Source organism: Streptomyces sp. NPDC051921, assembly GCF_040680975.1.
Classification (GTDB): domain Bacteria; phylum Actinomycetota; class Actinomycetes; order Streptomycetales; family Streptomycetaceae; genus Streptomyces.
Genome location: NZ_JBFAXU010000008.1, coordinates 40,060 through 57,026 on the forward strand (window position 1 = coordinate 40,060; position 16,967 = coordinate 57,026).

Genomic DNA, 16,967 nt, shown 5'->3' on the forward strand with positions numbered 1-16,967 from the left:
GCTGTTCAAGGCCGCCTTAAGGATCACCGGGACGGGGTCGAACGGGCGGCGGGCGTATACGGGCCGACCTAGGGTGCCGGACGTGACCACCGAGGCCCAGCACCACCATCCGCTCTACCGACCGCTCGTCGTGCCGCTGACGACGCCCGGGGGAGCCGGTCCGGAGCGACCGGGCCCCGCGCGACCCGGACCCGCCCGGACCGGGCGGTCCGGGCCCGTGCGCACCGCCGCGCGGGCTCCGCGGTCCGAGCCCGCGCCGCCCCGCCTCGCCCCCGACAGGCTCCGGAACACGATCGTCGCCGGCGCCGGCGCGGTCGCCCTGTGCTGGGGGCTCCAGGTCCGGCCGTCCGCCCGGCTCGACGCCCTCTTCGCGAGCGGCGCGCATCTCACCGGTCTCCTCGCCGGGTACGGCGTGCTCGTGATGCTGCTGCTCATGGCCCGGGTCCCCGCGGTCGAGCACGGAGTGGGCGCCGACCGGCTCGCCCGCTGGCACTCCCGAGGCGGCCGGCACGTCCTCGGTCTCGTCGCCGCGCACGGTCTGCTCGCGCTGTGCGGGTACGCCGTCCACACCGGCACCGACCTGGTCTCCGCCGTGCGGGGGCTGCTCGGCTATCCGTGGATCGCCGCCGCCTGCGCCGGGTCCGTGCTGTTCGCCGCCGTCGGCGTCTCCTCCGCCCGTGCCGCGCGCGGGCGCGTCCGGCACGAGACCTGGCGCGGGCTGCATCTGCTCAGTCACCTCGCCGCCGCCCTCGGCTTCGTGCACCAGCTCGCCGGGCCCGACCTGGCCGGCGGGGTCCTCACCCGGTGGGTCTGGTCGATGGCGCACGCGACCGTGGGCGTGCTGCTCGTCTGGTACCGGATCGTCGTGCCGCTGCGGCTCGCGCTCCGGCACGACCTGCGGGTCGCCGAGGTGCGGGACGAGGGGCCGGACGTGGTGTCCGTCGTCGTCCGGGGGCGCGGCGTCGCCTCGCTGCGGGCCGAGCCCGGGCAGTTCTTCCGCTGGCGCTTCCTGCGGCCGGGGCTGTGGTCCACCGCCCTGCCGTTCTCGCTGTCCGCGCCCGTCCGCGACGACACGCTGCGGATCACCGTCAAGGCGCTCGGCGACCACACCCGGCGGATGCGCCGGCTGCGGCCCGGCACCCGGGTCCTCGCCACCGGGCCGTTCGGGGCGCTCACCGCCCACCGCCGTACCCGCAGGAAGGTGCTGCTGCTCGCCGGCGGCGTCGGCATCACCCCGCTGCGGGCCCTGTTCGAGACGCTGCCCGGCGGTCCCGGCGACCTCACCCTGCTCTACCGGGCCTCGGACGCCGGCGGGCTCGTCCTGCGGGACGAACTGGAGGCCATCGCGTCCGAGCGGCGGGCCGCCCTGCACTACCTGCTCGGCGCCTCCGACGACTCCTTCGACCCCCTGGCCCCGCGGGCGCTGCGCGACCTGGTGCCCGACCTCGCCGCCCACGACGTCTATCTGTGCGGGCCGCCGGGGATGGCGCGGGCCGCGACCGCCTCCCTGATCCGGGCCGGGGTGCCCGCCCACCGCATCCACAGCGAGGACTTCAGTCATGACTAGACATCGTGCGCCGCGCTTCCCCGCGGGGGAGAAGGCGCGACGGCGGACCGCCGCCGGGCTGCTCACCACCGGGGCGCTCGCCGCGACCCTGCTCACCGTGGCGGGCGTCCCGGCCGCCCCGCCGGCCCCGGACCGCGCACCCGCCGCGCCAACCTCAGACGTAGCTCAAGACTCCCGGGATTGATGGCTGACGCACCTATCCGCCCTCTAGGCTCGCGGCCATGCCTGACATATCCCTGACCACACTCGCTCTGCTCTGTCTCGCGGCCCTGGCCGCCGGCTGGATCGACGCCGTGGTCGGGGGTGGGGGACTGCTCCTGCTGCCCGCGCTGCTGCTCGGCCTGCCGCACCTGCCGGCCGCGCAGATCCTCGGCACCAACAAGGCCGTGGCGATCGTCGGCACCTCCGGCGCGGCCGTCACGTACGCCCGCAAGGCGCCCGTCCGGGTCGGCACGGCGGTGCGGATCGGGCTGGCTGCGCTCGCCGGGTCGATGGGCGGTGCCTTCTTCGCGGCCGGGATCAGCAGCGAGGTGCTGCGGCCGGTGATCATGGTGGTGCTGCTCGGGGTCGCCGGCTTCGTCATGTTCCGGCCGTCCTTCGGCACCCGCCCCGAGGGCGCGGAGCGGCCGCCGCTCACCCGGGCCAGGATCGCCACGGCGATCGTCGTGGTCGGCGGCGGGATCGGCTTCTACGACGGACTCTTCGGGCCGGGCACCGGCACCTTCCTGGTGCTGGCCCTGACCGCCGTGCTCCACCTGGACCTGGTGACCGCCTCGGCCACCGCGAAGATCGTCAACGTCTGCACCAACGCGGGCGCGCTCGCCATGTTCGCCTACCAGGGGCACGTGATGTGGCTGCTCGCGGCCGTCATGGCGGTCTTCAACCTGGCGGGCGGCATGGTCGGCGCGCGGATGGCGCTGCGCAAGGGCTCGGAGTTCGTCCGCGGGGTGCTGCTCGTGGTCGTCTTCTCGCTGGTCGCGAAGCTGGCCTTCGACCAGTGGGCCTGACCGCCCGGCCGGCCCGGATGCCCGGCCGGCGCGGCCGACCCGGATGCCTGACGGCGCCCCCCGACCTGCACGGCCGGCCCGGATGCCCGACCGGCGCGGCTGTCCGACCGGCACTCCGACCGGTGCGCTGCGCCCGGCCACCGCCTGACCGCCGCTACTTCACCCCGATGAGGTGTCCGAAGGCGACGACGTTGCCCTGGTAGCCGCCGGACTTCCGGGAGAATCCGCCGCCGCAGGTGATCACCCGGATCTCGGCCCGGTCGGCCTCCCCGTACACCTTGGCGTCGGGGAAGCGGTCCTTCTCGTAGACCTCGACGGCGTCGATCGTGAAGACGGCGGTGCGGCCGTCCTGTCGGTCCACCTCGATCCGGTGACCCTTCTTCAGGGCGCCCAGCGCGTAGAAGACCGCCGGCCCCTGCGCGTTGTCGACGTGGCCCGCGACGATCGCGGTGCCCTTCGCCCCGGGCCGGGTGCCGTCCTCGTACCACCCGGCCAGATTGCGGTCGGCGGCCGGCGGCACCTCCAGCGAACCGTCGTCGCCGAGCCCGAGGCCCGTCACGGGCGCGTCCACGTCGATCTCGGGGATGCGCAGCCGCAGCGGGGCGGAGGGTGGCAGCGGGTCGGCGGCGGCGTCGGTGTGGACGCTCGGCCCGGCGGCGAAGGCCTGGGCGGCCGAGGGCACGGGCGGGGTGACCTCGCCGGAGCCGTTCTGGATCATCCAGAGGCCCACGCAGGCCGCGGCGGCTATGCCCCAGCCCTTCCTGCTGTTGCTCACGGGCGTCCATCCCTCCGGGTGTGGTCCTGCCCCCGCCGGCCCGTCAGCGGGCGCGCGGCGGGGGCAGGACGCGGGCGGTACCCTCAGCCGTCCTGCGCGCCGCTCGCCCGGCGGCGCAGGAGCCAGGTACCGCCGACGGCGGCCGCGGCCAGCACCGCCACGCCCGCCGTGACCTGGGCGGTGTCGGGGCCCACGCTGCCGCCGACGCCGGTCTGCACATGGCCGCTGGGGCTCCTGTGCTTGACGACGAGGTCGCCGCGGGCCGTCTTGCCGTTGTCGCAGGCGACGCTGATTCCGTAGGTCCCCGGTTTGACGTGGTGCGGCACCGTGAACTGACCCACCACGACCTCCTTGTGGGTGCTGGGCTTGAGCGGGAAGTCGCCCGCGCCGAGCGAGTTCGCGTCGCCCACGCCGTGCCCGCGGGAGCCACAGGCCAGGGTGTTCACGGTGACGGTGGTGCCAGGGTCGGCCGAAGAGGGGAAGATCTCCAGGGCTTCGGAGCCGTGTCCGTTGCCGTTGCCGTATCCGTCGTTCGCGAGCGCCGCGGGGGCGGCGAAGGCGCCGAGGGCGACGACCGTGAGCGCGGTACCGGTGAGCAGTTGGGCGGGGTTGCGGCGCATGGGGTCCTCCGGGGCGCGCGAACTTTTGTGCCGGAAGCGGGACGTTCTTCCGTAGGACCGAGGTAAATGCGTGGCCGGACCCGCCGCCTGCTGATGGGCGATCAGAATTGCTCCATCCGATACGGCGCGTCGCCTGGATTCCGGGTGTTTCCGCAGGTCGGAGCCGATTTCTCGGGGTCAGCTGACGATCCGTGCCGAACGGGTGACCCCCGGAGCGCCGCGGCTACAGCACCTCCCAGGGCGCCTCCTCGTAGGCCGCGTACACCCGCCCCATCAGCTCCTCGTCCACCGCGAGCTCGACGTCGTCGATCAGGGAGACCGGGGAGATGCCGCGCGAGTTCGCCACGAAGGCCGCGCGGAAGGAGGGCACGTCCGCCAGGGTCACCCGGCGGGTCACGGACGGCAGCCGCGGGGCGAGCAGCTGCATGGTGATGCCGGCCAGGCAGGGTGCCGACGGCCAGACCACCGAAGTGCCGTCCCAGAAGGCGATGTTGGTGACCGCGCCCTCGGCGATCTCGGCGTCCGGACCGCCGGTGAGCAGGGCCTCGTCGAAGCCCGCCCGGCGGGCCGCGTCCCCGTGGAAGGACTGCCCGAAGCCGCCCAGGTGCTTGATGTGCGCCGCCGGCCGCCAGTACGCCACGGACTTCAGCGACCAGGGCGCCCGGTCGTCCGGGAAGGGGGCCCGTACGGTCACGACGGTGCGCGCGCCCTCGTAGACGTACACCCGCGCGGACGCGTCCCGCCGGTCCGCCGCCGCGAGCGCCCCGGCGAGCTGCCGGCGCACCCGGTCTCCGTCGAGGGCCCGGCCGAACAGCTCGCGGGTGGACCGGTCGAGCCGTTCCAGGTGCAGGCCGAGGCCCCGCACCCGCCCGTCGCGCACCTGCATCGCGGTGAAGTGGCCGTAGCCGCTCATCAGGGTCGCGAGGAGCTCCGGGTCGGCAGCCGGGACGCCGTCCACCTCGATGTGCAGGGCGGGTGTCTCGGCCGCCCCGGCGGCCTCCTCGGAGGTCTCTGGATCGGGTTCTGCGGGCTTCGGGTCAGGCGTGGTCATGGGGTCCACCGTATGCCCGTGACCGCGGACTTGACCTCAACCGAAGTTGAGGTATCAGGATCCTCGCCATGGACATCACGAACCCGCTCCGTCTCGCCGTCATCGTCGCCAGCAACCGCGAGGGACGGTTCGGCCCCGTCGTCGCCGACTGGTTCGCCGGCAGTACCGCCGAGCGCGACGACTTCACCACCCAGGTCGTCGACCTCGCCGACGTCGACCTGCCCACCGCCCTCTCGCACAGCCCGAGCCCCGCCGTCCGGGCCGAACTCGCCAAGGTGAGCCCGGTCCTGGCCGACGCCGACGCCTTCGTCGTGCTCACCCCCGAGTACAACCACTCCTTCCCGGCCGCCCTCAAGTCCCTGATCGACTGGCACTTCAGCGAATGGCAGGCGAAGCCCGTCGGCTTCGTTTCCTACGGCGGCATCTCCGGCGGACTGCGCGCCGTCGAGCAACTCCGCCAGGTCTTCGCCGAGATGCACGCCGTCACCGTCCGCGACACCGTCTCCTTCCACATGGCCCACGGGCGCTTCGACGAGGACGGCACCCCCAAGGACCCGACCGGGCCCGACACCGCCGCCAAGACCATGCTCGACCAGCTCGGCTGGTGGGCCCGCGCGCTGAAGGACGCCAAGTCGACCCGACCGTACGCCGGTTGACCGCGAGCCGCCGCCATGCTGCTCAAGCTCATCACCACCCGGCTCGGCCCCCACCGGCCGTTACTCGCCCTCCTCGTCCTGCTCCGGCAGGCGATGGCCCGACTCGCCCGGGGGCGTACCTCCGTCGTCCTCGCGCACCGGCTCTCCACCGTCAGGGACGCCGACCTGATCCTGGTCATGGAGAACGGCACCATCGCGGAGCAGGGCGGCCGACGGGAACTCCTCGCCGCCGGCAGGGCGTACGCCCGGCTGCACGCGGCACAGTTCGCCCGTACGGTGGAGGCGTGATCGTCACCGTCCGCACCACCACCGACGCGCGCGCCAAGGCCGACGCCCTGGCGCGCGGCGCCGTCGAGGCCCGGCTCGCCGCCTGTGCGCAGGTCTCGGGGCCCACCACCTCCGTCTACCACTGGCGGGGCGCGATCGAGACCGCCGAGGAGTGGCAGGTGGAGTTCAAGACCACCGAGGCCCGCTACCCGGCCCTGGAGGCGCACCTCCTCGCCGCCCACGACTACGAGACCCCCGAGATCCTCGCCACCCGGGTGACCCGGGCCGGCGCGGACTACGCCCGCTGGGTCGAGCAGGAGACCGCGGCGGCCCCGGCGATCGAGGCCCCCGTCGCGGACGAGCGGCCGTTCTTCGTGTACGGGACGCTGCGCCCGGGCGCCTACAACCACGACCGGTTCCTCGCCGGCCGGATCGGCACCGAGGCGGACGCCGTGCTCCCGGGAGCGGTCCTGCACGACGGGCCCGGCTATCCGTACGTCGTCCCGGCGGACGGGGGCCAGGTGGTCGGCACCCTGCTGACGCCCGCACCCGGCGCGTACGGCGAGCTGTTCGGCCTGCTCGACCGGCTGGAGCTGCCCGCCGGGTACGAGCGGGTGGCGATGGACGTCGTACGGGTCCAGGACGGGGCCCGGGTGTCCGCCTGGGTGTTCCTGGCGGCGCCGGACGCACCCCTCGGCCCGGTCATCGAGGGCGGCGACTGGTTCGGCCGGCCGTAGGCGGCGACACCCGCCGGGGCGTCCCGCGGCTCAGGACCCGGGACCGCCCGTCGCGCTCCCCGGGCGCTCCAGGCGCACCGCGCACACCTTGAACTCCGGCATCCGCGAGACCGGGTCGAGCGCCGGGTTCGTCAGGGTGTTGGCCCGGCCCTCGCCCGGCCAGTGGAAGGGCATGAAGACCGTGTCCGGGCGGATCGCGGCCGTGACCCGGGCCGGCGCCACCGCCCGCCCGCGCCGCGACACCACCGCGACGGGCTCGCCGTCCGCGACCCCGATCCGCTCGGCGAGCCGGGGGTGGAGCTCCACGAAGGAGCCGGGCGCGGCCGCGTTCAGCTCGGCGACCCGGCGGGTCTGCGCGCCCGACTGGTACTGCGAGACCACCCGCCCGGTCGTCAGGACCACCGGGTACTCGGTGTCGGGTTCCTCCGCCGCCGCCCGGTGCACCACCGGCACGAACCGGGCCCGGCCGTCGGGCGTGGCGAAGCGGTCGAGGAACAGGCGAGGGGTGCCGGCGTCGCTCTCGTCGGCGCACGGCCAGAACACGCCCTGCTCCTCCTCGATCCGGCGGTAGCTGATGCCCGCGTAGTCGGCGGGGCCGCCGGCCGAGGCGCGCCGCAGCTCCTCGAAGACCTCCTCGGGATCGGTCGGGAAGCCCTTCTCCCAGTCGAGCAGCGCCGCGAGGCCGTGCATCACCTCCAGGTCGCTGCGGACCCCCGGGGGCGGGGTGAGGGCCTTGCGGCGCAGCAGCACCCTGCCCTCCAGGTTGGTGGTGGTGCCGGTCTCCTCGGCCCACTGGGTCACCGGCAGGACCACGTCGGCGAGTTCGGCGGTCTCGGACAGGACCACGTCGGCGACCGCCAGGAAGTCCAGGGAGCGGATCCGCTCCTCGACGTGCGCCGCGCGGGGGGCGGACACGACCGGGTTGGAGCCCATGAGGAGCAGGGCCCGTACGTCGCCGCCCAGCGCGTCGAGGAGCTCGTAGGCGCTGCGCCCGGGGTCGGGCAGCGTCTCGGGGTCCACGCCCCAGACGCCGGCGACGTGCGCGCGGGCGGCCGGGTCGTCGAGCTTGCGGTAGCCGGGGAGCTGGTCGGCCTTCTGGCCGTGCTCGCGGCCGCCCTGGCCGTTGCCCTGGCCGGTGAGGCAGCCGTAGCCGCTGAGCGGCCGGCCGGCCTTGCCGGTGGCCAGGCACAGGTTGATCCAGGCGCCGACCGTGTCGGTGCCCTTCGACTGCTGCTCGGGGCCGCGGGCCGTGAGCACCATGCCGCTCGCCGCCTCGCCGAACATCCGGACCGCCTCGCGCAGCCGCGGCACGGCGACGCCGGTGATCCGCTCCACGTGCTCGGGCCAGTGGGACATCGCCCCGGCCCGGGCGCCCTCCCAGCCGGTGGTCCGCTCGCGGACGAAGTCCTCGTCGACCAGGCCCTCGGCGACGACGAGGTGCAGCATGCCGAGGGCGAGCGCCAGGTCGGTACCGGGGCGCGGCGCGAGGTGGAGGTCGGCCTGCTCGGCGGTGCGGGTGCGGCGCGGGTCGACGACGATCAGCTTGCCGCCGTTCTCCTTCAGCTCGGTGAGGTAGCGCAGCGCGGGCGGCATGGTCTCGGCCAGGTTGGAGCCGACGAGGATCACGCAGCCCGTCCGCGGGATGTCCTCCAGGGGGAAGGGGAGGCCCCGGTCGAGGCCGAAGGCCCGCTGGTGGGCCGCGGCGGCGGAGGACATGCAGAAGCGCCCGTTGTAGTCGATCTGGGAGGTGCCGAGCACGAGCCGGGCGAACTTGCCCAGCGTGTACGCCTTCTCGTTGGTGAGGCCGCCGCCGCCGAAGACCCCCACGGCATCGGCTCCGTGGTCGGCGCGGGTCCGGCGCAGCCCGTCGGCGACGGCGGCGAGTGCCTCCTCCCAGGTGGCGGGCTCCAGCGCCCCCGTGTCAGGGCGGCGGACCAGGGGCTCGGTGAGCCTGACCCGGGAGGAGAGTACGGCCGGGGCGGTGCGGCCCTTGCCGCAGAGCGCGCCCCGGTTGACGGGGAAGTCGGGCCGGTCGACCACCTCGGCGGGGAGCTCCCCGGTGCTCCCGGCGCGCAGGTTCATGCCGCACTGGAGCGCGCAGTAGGGACAGTGCGTGGGAACGGTGGCGACCTCTGACATGACCCGAGGATGCGACGGGCGTGTTACGGGCGAGGACGTGCCGCATTACGGGCGCGGTGCCATGCGCTCCGCTCAGCGGCCCGCGCCGGGTGAGGCTGCCAGGGCCTTCGCCACGCCGTTCTCGCGGGCGCCGAGGAAGTGCGGGTCCGGGCGCGTCGCGGCGTCCAGGGCGGCCTTCCCGGCGGCCGCCAGTTCACGGGTGGTGCCGTAGTACCAGGTGGCGTCGTGGGGCTCGGCGACCCCGACGCCGTACGACTCCACGCCCGCCGCCCCGCACAGGGCGACGGCCCGCTTGATGTGGAAGTCCTGGGTGACGAGGACGGCCCGGTCCACGCCGAAGATCTTCTTGGCGCGGACGCAGGAGTCCCAGGTGTCGAAGCCCGCGTAGTCGCTGACGACCTTTCCGTCGGGCACCCCGCGCTCGGCGAGGTACTTCCGCATGGCGCTGGGCTCGTCGTACTCGGTGCGGCTGTTGTCGCCGGTGACGAGCAGGACCTTGACCTTGCCGGTGCGGTAGAGCTCGGCGGCGGCGTCGAGGCGGTGCGCCAGGTACGGGGTCGGGCGGCCCTTCCAGAGGCCGGCGCCGAACACGACGGCGACGTCCTGGGCGGGTACGTCGGCCGCGGTGCGCAGCCGGTCCCCGGTGCTGAGGTGCATCCAGGTGGCGGGCATGAGGGCGAGCACGGCGCCCAGCACGAGGGCCCGGACGGCGCGGCGGCGGCCCCGGGTGGTGCGGGGGAGGCGGGGCAGGCGGACGCCGCGCATCGGGTGGACCTCCGTGGTCGGGAAGGAGCGGTCACTCCGTCCGACGCTATTCCGCGGCCTTCGGTTCGCTCATGGGCCGGTCCGCTCCGTACAGCAGTGCGGACACGGCCATGCCGAGCAGCATGCCGAGGAGCTGGGCGGCGGCGAAGGCGGGCACGGAACCGGGGGCGATCCCGGTGAACGAGTCGGAGAAGGCGCGGCCGACGGTGGCCGCCGGATTGGCGAAGGAGCCGGAGGAGGTGAACCAGATCGCCGCGCCGATGTACCCGGCGACGGCCACGGGGGCGAGCGAGGGCCGGCCGATGCGGCGCAGGCCCTGGACGACGAGGACGAGTCCGGCGGTGGCGACGGCCTCGCCGAGCAGCAGGTGCAGCTCGGCCCGCTGCTCGGTGGCGAGCGCGGCGCCGGGTGCCCGCCCGAACATCGCCTCGGCCAGCAGCGCGCCCGCGACGGCGCCGCCGAGCTGGGCGGCGATGTAGACGACGGCGTCGCGCCCGCGCTCGCCGGAGCGGCGGGACCACCACTCGGAGAGGGTGACGACGGGGTTGAAGTGGGCGCCGGACAACGGGCCGATGAGGGCGATGAGCAGGCCGAGTCCGATGGCGGAGGCAGCGGCGTTGGCGAGCAGCCGGACCCCGATGTCCTGGCTGAGGGAGTCGGCGCGGATGCCGGAACCGACGATGACGGCGACGAGGGCGGCGGTGCCGGTGAACTCGGCGAGGGCACGCCGGGGGAGCGGCGCAGGGGACATTCTCATAATGGAAAAGATATTCCGTGATTCGGAACGAAAAAAGAGGGGAGGGAAGGGGTGAGCGATCTCTACGATCCGTCCGTGATCACCGAAGCCACCCTCCTCGCGGCCGCCGTCCGCAACAACGCCGACTGGTGCGACGCCATGTGCCGCGCCCACGGCCTCCCCGGCTCCTTCGGCGCGCGCGCCTGGACCAACCCGCGCCGCACCCCGCTCTACTACCCGGACGCCGTGACGCTGACCGCGGACGCGGACGCCGAGGACCTCCTCGACGCCGTCGACCGGTCCGCCCCCGGGGCCTCCGTCAAGGACAGCTACGCCCGCCTCGACCTCGCCGCCGCGGGCTTCTCGATGCTCTTCGAGGCCCAGTGGATCCACCGCCCCGCCGGTCTCCCGGTCGGCGGCGAGGCCGCCGGCTTCCGCCCCGTCACCACTCCCGCCGCACTCGCCGCCTGGGCCCTCGCCTGGAGCGGCGGCGACGACGAGGACGCGGCGGTCTTCCTCCCCGCGCTCCTCGCCGACCCGACGACCACGATCGTCGCGGGACACGCGGCGGACGGACGGATCCTCGGCGGCGCCGTCCTCACCGGGACCGCCGGCGTCACCGGCGTCTCCAACCTCTTCACCGTCGGCGACGTCCCCGCCTCCTACGCCTGGTCCGGCGCCCTCGCCGCGGCCGCCCCCGGGCTGCCCGTCGTCGGCTACGAGTCCGGCGACGACCTCGACGCGGCCCTGGCCGAGGGCTTCGAGCCGATCGGAGCCCTGCGGGTCTGGCTGGACGCCTGACGGGAGCGCCCCTCCGGCCGTGAGGCCACGGCAAACGCCCGTGACCCCGGCGAAACGGGGCGGCAACCTGCCCCGGGCAGGATCGGCCCATGACGACGCAGGAGCCGGACCTCATGTGCGACAGCAGCGCCGACCTGCTCGGCCGCGTCGGGACCCAGCTGGGCGCCCGCCTCCGCCGGGTCCGCCCCGCGGGGCCGGGCCCCGCGGGACCCGGCCCCGCGCCCACCCTGATAGCCGTCGGTCACGGCAGCCGCGACCCGCGCGCCGCCGCCACCCTCCGGCTGCTCCTCGACCGGGTGCGCGAGCTGCGCCCCGGGCTCGACGTACGCCTCGCCCACATCGAGCTGAACGCCCCCCTGCTCACCGACACCCTCGCCGAACTCGCCGGCCCCGCCGAGCCGTCCGGCGGGGCGGCCGTTCTCGTCCCCCTCCTCTTCGCCCGCGGACACCACGTCAAACACGACCTGCCCGCGGCCGTCGCCGCCGCCCCCGCCGCACGCGCCCGGATCGCCGAACCGCTCGGCCCGCACCCCCTCCTCGTCGAGGCCCTCGCCGACCGGCTCGCCGAGGCCGGCTGGACCCCCGAGGACGGCCGCTCGCCCGCCACCGGCGTCGTCCTCGCCGCCGCCGGCTCCCGCGACCCCGAATCCGCCGCCGACACCCACCGGATCGCCACGCAGCTCGGCGAACGCCTCGGCGGGGTCCCCGTCCTCGCCGCCTACGCCTCCGCCGCCGCGCCCACCGTCCCCGAGGCCGTCCGCGCCCTCGCCGCCCGCGGCCGCCACCGCGTCGCCGTCGCCTCCTGCTTCACCGCCCCCGGCCTGTTCGCCACCCGCGCCGCCGCCCACGCCCCCTGGCTGGCCGCCGACCCCCTCGGCGCCCACCCGGCCCTCGCCCGCCTGGTCCTGCACCGCTACGACGAGGCGCTCCGGCCCGCCGACCGCACCGCACGGCGAGAACTCGCCGCCATCTGACCCCTTCTGTCCGTCCCTCCCGTTACCTTCGGGACATGGAAGGCATCGCGGACCACAGCAGCAACGACACCGACACCCCCGGCTACGACGAGACCGCCACCGAGCGCTGGGCCGCCGAGCCCGACAAACGCCCCGGACGCACCGCCTTCCAACGCGACCGGGCCCGCGTCCTGCACTCCGCCGCGCTGCGCAGGCTCGCCGGCAAGACCCAGGTCGTCACGCCCGGCACCCGCAGCCACACCTGGGACGCCAGCCCCCGCACCCGGCTCACCCACTCCCTCGAATGCGCCCAGGTCGGCCGGGAGCTCGGCGCCGCCCTCGGCTGCGACCCCGATCTCGTCGAGGCCGCCTGCCTCGCCCACGACATGGGGCACCCGCCCTTCGGGCACAACGGGGAGCAGGCCCTCAACGACGTCGCCAAGGACTGCGGCGGCTTCGAGGGCAACGCCCAGTCGCTGCGCCTGCTCACCCGGATCGAGCCCAAGCGCTTCACCGCCGACCCCGTCACCGGCGAGCCGGTCAGCGTCGGCCTCAACCTCACCCGCGCCGCCCTCGACGCCGCCACCAAGTACCCCTGGCCCCGCGGCGGCCACCCCACCGACCCCGGCTCGCCCAAGTTCGGCGTGTACGAGGACGACCTGCCCGTCTTCGCCTGGATCCGCCAGGGCGCCCCCGCCCACCGCAAGTGCTTCGAGGCCCAGGTCATGGACTGGTCCGACGACGTGGCCTACTCGGTGCACGACTTCGAGGACGGACTGCACGCCGGGCACATCGACCCCAACATGCTGCTCGCCGAGCCCGAGCGCGCCGACATCTGGGCCGTCGCCCTCGGCCGCTACGTCCCGGAGGACACCGACCCGCAGGAGCTCGCCGACGCCCTCGACCGGCTCGTCGACGAGGAGTGGTGGCCGCACGGCTACGACGGCTCCGCGGGCGCCCAGGCCCGCCTCAAGGACGCCACCAGCCAGCTCATCGGACGCTTCTGCCTCGCCGCCGAGGGCGCCACCCGCCAGGCCTACGGCTCCGGGCGGCTCACCCGCTACGGGGCCGAGCTCGTCGTCCCCCGCGAGACCCGCAACGAATGCGCCGTCCTCAAGGCCGTCGCCGACCGGTACGTGATGCAGCGCGCCGAGCAGGAGGCGCTCCGCGCCGACCAGCGGATCGTCCTCGCCGAGCTCGCCGAGGCGCTGACCGCCCGCGCCCCCGAGGGCCTCGAACCGCAGTTCCGCGCCCTGTTCGTCGGTGCGCCGGACGAGCGTTCCCGCAAGCGGGTGATCGTCGACCAGATCGCCTCCCTCACCGACGCCTCCGCCCGCACCCTGCACGCCCGGCTCCGCACCCCGCGCGTCTAGGCCCCACCCCGGGCCGTTCGCCCCCTTTCGCCATCCCGGCCGGTGCGGGACCCTCGCATGCACGCCCCGGGGCGGTACGGCCCGGGCCGGGCACGGGGGCGTAGCGTAGGGAACCGGTCGCAACGAGGAGGAATCAACGTGGTCGACGCAGATCAGACCTTTGTCATCGTTGGCGGGGGCCTGGCCGGCGCCAAGGCGGCGGAGACGCTCCGCGCCGAGGGGTTCAACGGGCGGGTGATCCTCATCTGCGACGAACGCGAACACCCCTACGAGCGGCCGCCGCTGTCGAAGGGCTACCTGCTCGGCAAGAAGGACCGGGAGGCGGTCTTCGTCCACGAGGCCTCCTGGTACGCGCAGAACGACGTCGAGCTGCACCTCGGCCAGCCCGTCGTCCAGATCGACCGCGAGGCGCACACCGTCCGCCTCGGCGACGGCACCGTCATCCGCTACGACAAGCTGCTCCTCGCCACCGGCGCCGAGCCGCGCCGCCTGGACATCCCCGGCATCGACCTCGCCGGCATCCACCACCTGCGCCGGCTCGCCCACTCCGAGCGGCTGCGCGACGAGCTCAAGACCCTCGGCCGCGACAACGGGCACCTGGTGATCGCCGGCGCGGGCTGGATCGGCCTGGAGGTGGCCGCCGCGGCCCGTTCGTACGGCGCCGAGGTCACCGTCGTCGAGGCCGACCCCACCCCGCTGCACCGCGTCCTCGGTCCCGAACTCGGCCAGCTCTTCGCCGACCTGCACGCCGAGCACGGCGTCCGCTTCCACTTCGGCGCCCGGCTCACCGAGATCACCGGCCAGGACGGCATGGTCCTCGCCGCCCGCACCGACGACGGCGAGGAGCACCCGGCCCACGCCGTCCTCGTCGCCATCGGCGCCGCCCCGCGCACCGCACTCGCCGAGAACTCCGGCCTGGCCCTCGTCGACCGCGCCGACGGCGGCGGCATCGCCGTCGACGAGTCGCTGCGCACCTCCGACCCCGACGTCTTCGCCGCGGGCGACGTCGCCGCCGCCCACCACCCCTTCCTGCACCACCGCATCCGCGTCGAGCACTGGGCCAACGCCCTCAACGGCGGGCCGGCCGCCGCCCGCGCGATGCTCGGCAAGCACGTGTCCTACGACCGCGTCCCGTACTTCTTCTCCGACCAGTACGACCTGGGCATGGAGTACTCGGGCTGGGCGCCGCCCGGCTCGTACGACCAGGTCGTGGTCCGCGGCGACACCGGCAAGCGGGAGTTCATCGCCTTCTGGCTGCACGAGGGCCGGGTCGTCGCCGGCATGAACGTGAATGTGTGGGACGTCACAGATCCCATCCAGAAGCTGATCCGCTCCCGGGCCCAGGTGGACACCGAGGCCCTGGCGGACCCGTCGGTCGCCCTGGACAGCCTGATTCCCTAGCCGGGACCGCCCCCGGACCCCCGTAGAATCTATGCGTGGCAGGCAGGATCAACGATGAGGACGTGAAGGCGGTACGGGACGCGGTCCCGATCGACGCCGTCGTGTCCGAGTACCTCCAGCTCCGCAACGCGGGCGGCGGCAACCTGAAGGGACTCTGCCCCTTCCACGACGAGAAGTCGCCCTCCTTCCAGGTCAGCCCCAGCAAGGGACTCTTCCACTGCTTCGGCTGCCAGGAGGGCGGCGACACCATCGCCTTCGTGATGAAGATCGACCACCTCTCCTTCTCGGAGACGGTCGAGCGCCTCGCCGCCAAGGCGGGCATCACCCTGCGCTACGAAGAAGGCGGCTACAACCCCGGCCACCAGCGAGGCGAACGCACCCGCCTGGTCGAGGCGCACAAGGTCGCCGCCCAGTTCTACGCCGACCAACTCGGCTCCGCCGAGGCCGAGATCGGCCGGAAGTTCCTCGCCGAGCGCGGCTTCGACCAGGCCGCCGCCGAGCACTTCGGCGTCGGCTACTCGCCGGCCGGCTGGGACCACCTCACCCGCTTCCTGCGCGGCAAGGGCTTCTCCGACCGCGAACTGATCCTCTCCGGCCTCTCCCAGGACGGCCGCCGCGGCCCCATCGACCGCTTCCGCGGCCGGCTCATGTGGCCGATCAAGGACGTCGGCGGCGATGTCGTCGGCTTCGGCGCCCGCCGGCTCCGCGAGGACGACAACGGGCCCAAGTACCTCAACACCCCCGAGACGCCGATCTACAAGAAGTCCCAGGTGCTCTACGGCATCGACCTGGCCAAGAAGGACATCGCCAAGGTCAGCCGCGCCGTCGTCGTCGAGGGCTACACCGACGTCATGGCCTGCCACCTGGCCGGCGTGACGACCGCCATCGCGACCTGCGGCACCGCCTTCGGCGGCGAGCACATCAAGATCCTGCGCCGCCTCCTCATGGACAACGGCTCGGCCCGGGTGATCTTCACCTTCGACGGCGACGCCGCCGGCCAGAAGGCCGCCCTGCGCGCCTTCGAGGACGACCAGAAGTTCGCCGCCGAGACCTACATCGCCATCGCCCCCGACGGCATGGACCCCTGCGAGCTGCGCCTCGCGAAGGGCGACGAGGCCGTCGCCGACCTGGTCGAGCCCCGTACCCCGCTCTTCGAGTTCGCGCTGCGCCACATCGTCGGCCGCTACGACCTGGAGACCCCGGCCGGCCGGGCCGCCGCCCTCGACGAGGCCGCCCCGATCGTCGCGAAGATCAAGAACCTGGCCTCGCAGCACGAGGTCGCCGTCCAGCTCGCGGGCATGGTCGGCATCCTCGACGAGCGCTTCGTCGTCCAGCGCGTCGGCCAGATCGCCCGCTGGCAGCGCGACCGCGGCGGCCGCGGCCAGGCCGCGCCCGGAGGCCCCGAGCGGCGCCGCCACGACGTCGGACAGATCCAGGCGCCCACCGCCCCCGCCGGGCCCGCGCTCAACCTGCGCAGCCCCGCCCACCGCACCGAGCGCGAGCTCCTCAAGCTCGCCCTCCAACACCCCGAACTGGTCTCCCCGGCCTTCGACGCCTACGGGGTCGACGAGTTCACCGCCCCGCCCTACGCGGCCGTCCGCCAGTGCGTCCAGGACGCCGGCGGCGCCACCGGAGCCCCCGCCGACTACCTCGACGCGGTCCGCGAGGCCGCACCCGACGACACCGTCCGCGCCCTCGTCACCGAACTCGCCGTCGAGGCGATCTTCGCCAAGAACGTCGACGAGGCCTACGCGGGCGACCAGCTCGTCACCGTCCGCCTCCGCGCCGTCGACCGCCGCATCCGCGACGTGCAGGGCACCCTGGCCCGCCTCGGCGCCCACGGCGACCCGGCCCAGCTCGCGGCCGTCCAGAACGAACTGTGGGTGCTCACCCAGTACGGCCAGTCCCTGCGCAACCACGGGGCCGCGGCCCTCTGACATCGGTCCGGCATACGTTCGGTCACGCGACGGACTCAAAAAGTCACCGCACGCCCCTCGTGGCAGTGATGTGTCGTACCCCACACTGGGTCACGGTGCCGTCCCGCTGCCCCTACGCCCCCGAACCGGCAGCGATCACCCGCCCTGGAGGTCGCCCCCCGTGCAGACCCAGACCCAGACCC

At 74.4% G+C, this 16,967-nt stretch carries 15 protein-coding genes and 1 pseudogene; 10 read left to right on the forward strand and 6 right to left on the reverse strand.

The window, feature by feature from the left end:
• Positions 1-82: 82 nt before the first annotated feature.
• Together AB0M16_RS12820 and AB0M16_RS12825 are read left to right on the forward strand one after the other, a co-directional pair.
• A complete protein-coding gene (locus AB0M16_RS12820) occupies positions 83-1,567 on the forward strand; it encodes a ferric reductase-like transmembrane domain-containing protein (RefSeq protein ID WP_365341906.1) in 1,485 nt (494 codons plus the stop codon).
• A gap of 221 nt (positions 1,568-1,788) precedes the next feature.
• Positions 1,789-2,574 (forward strand): TSUP family transporter, encoded by a 786-nt coding sequence (locus AB0M16_RS12825; protein WP_365341908.1) that lies wholly within the window; start codon positions 1,789-1,791, stop codon positions 2,572-2,574.
• A gap of 154 nt (positions 2,575-2,728) precedes the next feature.
• On the opposite strand, the gene AB0M16_RS12830 is transcribed toward AB0M16_RS12825, so the two are convergent.
• The 3 genes from AB0M16_RS12830 to AB0M16_RS12840 form a co-directional block, all read right to left on the reverse strand.
• Positions 2,729-3,349: a class F sortase gene (locus AB0M16_RS12830; protein WP_365341910.1), complete on the reverse strand. Its 621-nt coding sequence runs from the start codon at positions 3,347-3,349 to the stop codon at positions 2,729-2,731.
• Between the two features lie 83 nt (positions 3,350-3,432).
• Complete coding sequence (locus tag AB0M16_RS12835; protein WP_365341912.1) at positions 3,433-3,969, reverse strand: hypothetical protein; 537 nt, start codon at positions 3,967-3,969, stop codon at positions 3,433-3,435.
• A gap of 223 nt (positions 3,970-4,192) precedes the next feature.
• A complete protein-coding gene (locus AB0M16_RS12840) occupies positions 4,193-5,020 on the reverse strand; it encodes an aminotransferase class IV (RefSeq protein WP_365341914.1) in 828 nt (275 codons plus the stop codon).
• A 68-nt stretch (positions 5,021-5,088) separates the two neighbouring features.
• On the opposite strand from AB0M16_RS12840, the gene AB0M16_RS12845 reads away from it, so the two are divergent.
• The 3 genes and pseudogenes from AB0M16_RS12845 (at position 5,089) to cutA (ending at position 6,680) form a co-directional block, all read left to right on the forward strand.
• Complete coding sequence (locus tag AB0M16_RS12845) at positions 5,089-5,676, forward strand: NAD(P)H-dependent oxidoreductase (protein WP_365341916.1); 588 nt, start codon at positions 5,089-5,091, stop codon at positions 5,674-5,676.
• A 75-nt stretch (positions 5,677-5,751) separates the two neighbouring features.
• Positions 5,752-5,964: pseudogene (locus tag AB0M16_RS12850) on the forward strand (ABC transporter ATP-binding protein); the annotation flags it as partial.
• Positions 5,961-6,680, forward strand: a complete 720-nt coding sequence (cutA, locus tag AB0M16_RS12855) for a divalent cation tolerance protein CutA (protein ID WP_365341918.1) — start codon at positions 5,961-5,963, stop codon at positions 6,678-6,680. The pseudogene AB0M16_RS12850 and the gene cutA, both read left to right, overlap by 4 nt.
• A gap of 30 nt (positions 6,681-6,710) precedes the next feature.
• On the opposite strand, the gene AB0M16_RS12860 is transcribed toward cutA, so the two are convergent.
• The 3 genes from AB0M16_RS12860 to AB0M16_RS12870 form a co-directional block, all read right to left on the reverse strand.
• Positions 6,711-8,819, reverse strand: a complete 2,109-nt coding sequence (locus tag AB0M16_RS12860) for a molybdopterin oxidoreductase family protein (protein WP_365341920.1) — start codon at positions 8,817-8,819, stop codon at positions 6,711-6,713.
• 72 nt (positions 8,820-8,891) lie between these two features.
• On the reverse strand, positions 8,892-9,584 hold the full coding sequence (locus AB0M16_RS12865; RefSeq protein WP_365341922.1) for an ElyC/SanA/YdcF family protein: 693 nt from the start codon (positions 9,582-9,584) through the stop codon (positions 8,892-8,894).
• A gap of 46 nt (positions 9,585-9,630) precedes the next feature.
• Entirely contained in the window at positions 9,631-10,341 is a 711-nt protein-coding gene (locus AB0M16_RS12870) for an aquaporin (RefSeq protein ID WP_365341924.1), read from the reverse strand.
• Positions 10,342-10,479: 138 nt separating this feature from the next.
• Between AB0M16_RS12870 and AB0M16_RS12875 the strand changes: the two genes are divergently transcribed.
• The 5 genes from AB0M16_RS12875 to dnaG all read left to right on the forward strand — a co-directional run bounded on the left by AB0M16_RS12875 (position 10,480) and on the right by dnaG (position 16,785).
• Positions 10,480-11,121: a hypothetical protein gene (locus AB0M16_RS12875; RefSeq protein WP_365342337.1), complete on the forward strand. Its 642-nt coding sequence runs from the start codon at positions 10,480-10,482 to the stop codon at positions 11,119-11,121.
• Between the two features lie 89 nt (positions 11,122-11,210).
• Positions 11,211-12,095, forward strand: coding sequence for a sirohydrochlorin chelatase (locus AB0M16_RS12880; RefSeq protein WP_365341927.1), 885 nt, complete (start codon positions 11,211-11,213; stop codon positions 12,093-12,095).
• Between the two features lie 35 nt (positions 12,096-12,130).
• Positions 12,131-13,447, forward strand: coding sequence for a deoxyguanosinetriphosphate triphosphohydrolase (locus AB0M16_RS12885; protein ID WP_365341929.1), 1,317 nt, complete (start codon positions 12,131-12,133; stop codon positions 13,445-13,447).
• Positions 13,448-13,585: 138 nt separating this feature from the next.
• Positions 13,586-14,848, forward strand: coding sequence for an FAD-dependent oxidoreductase (locus AB0M16_RS12890; RefSeq protein WP_365341931.1), 1,263 nt, complete (start codon positions 13,586-13,588; stop codon positions 14,846-14,848).
• A 35-nt stretch (positions 14,849-14,883) separates the two neighbouring features.
• Positions 14,884-16,785, forward strand: coding sequence for a DNA primase (gene dnaG / locus AB0M16_RS12895; protein WP_365341933.1), 1,902 nt, complete (start codon positions 14,884-14,886; stop codon positions 16,783-16,785).
• Positions 16,786-16,967 lie beyond the last annotated feature (182 nt).

What these genes read in the sequence shown, in the direction of transcription:
- AB0M16_RS12825 (WP_365341908.1), top strand. Translation starts at nt 1,789, where the DNA reads ATGCCTGACATATCCCTGACCACACTCGCTCTGCTCTGTCTCGCGGCC.
- AB0M16_RS12840 (WP_365341914.1), bottom strand. Translation starts at nt 5,020, where the DNA reads ATGACCACGCCTGACCCGAAGCCCGCAGAACCCGATCCAGAGACCTCC.
- AB0M16_RS12860 (WP_365341920.1), bottom strand. Translation starts at nt 8,819, where the DNA reads ATGTCAGAGGTCGCCACCGTTCCCACGCACTGTCCCTACTGCGCGCTC.
- AB0M16_RS12880 (WP_365341927.1), top strand. Translation starts at nt 11,211, where the DNA reads ATGACGACGCAGGAGCCGGACCTCATGTGCGACAGCAGCGCCGACCTG.
- AB0M16_RS12875 (WP_365342337.1), top strand. Translation starts at nt 10,480, where the DNA reads ATGTGCCGCGCCCACGGCCTCCCCGGCTCCTTCGGCGCGCGCGCCTGG.
- AB0M16_RS12865 (WP_365341922.1), bottom strand. Translation starts at nt 9,584, where the DNA reads ATGCGCGGCGTCCGCCTGCCCCGCCTCCCCCGCACCACCCGGGGCCGC.
- AB0M16_RS12885 (WP_365341929.1), top strand. Translation starts at nt 12,131, where the DNA reads ATGGAAGGCATCGCGGACCACAGCAGCAACGACACCGACACCCCCGGC.
- AB0M16_RS12870 (WP_365341924.1), bottom strand. Translation starts at nt 10,341, where the DNA reads ATGAGAATGTCCCCTGCGCCGCTCCCCCGGCGTGCCCTCGCCGAGTTC.
- AB0M16_RS12845 (WP_365341916.1), top strand. Translation starts at nt 5,089, where the DNA reads ATGGACATCACGAACCCGCTCCGTCTCGCCGTCATCGTCGCCAGCAAC.
- AB0M16_RS12835 (WP_365341912.1), bottom strand. Translation starts at nt 3,969, where the DNA reads ATGCGCCGCAACCCCGCCCAACTGCTCACCGGTACCGCGCTCACGGTC.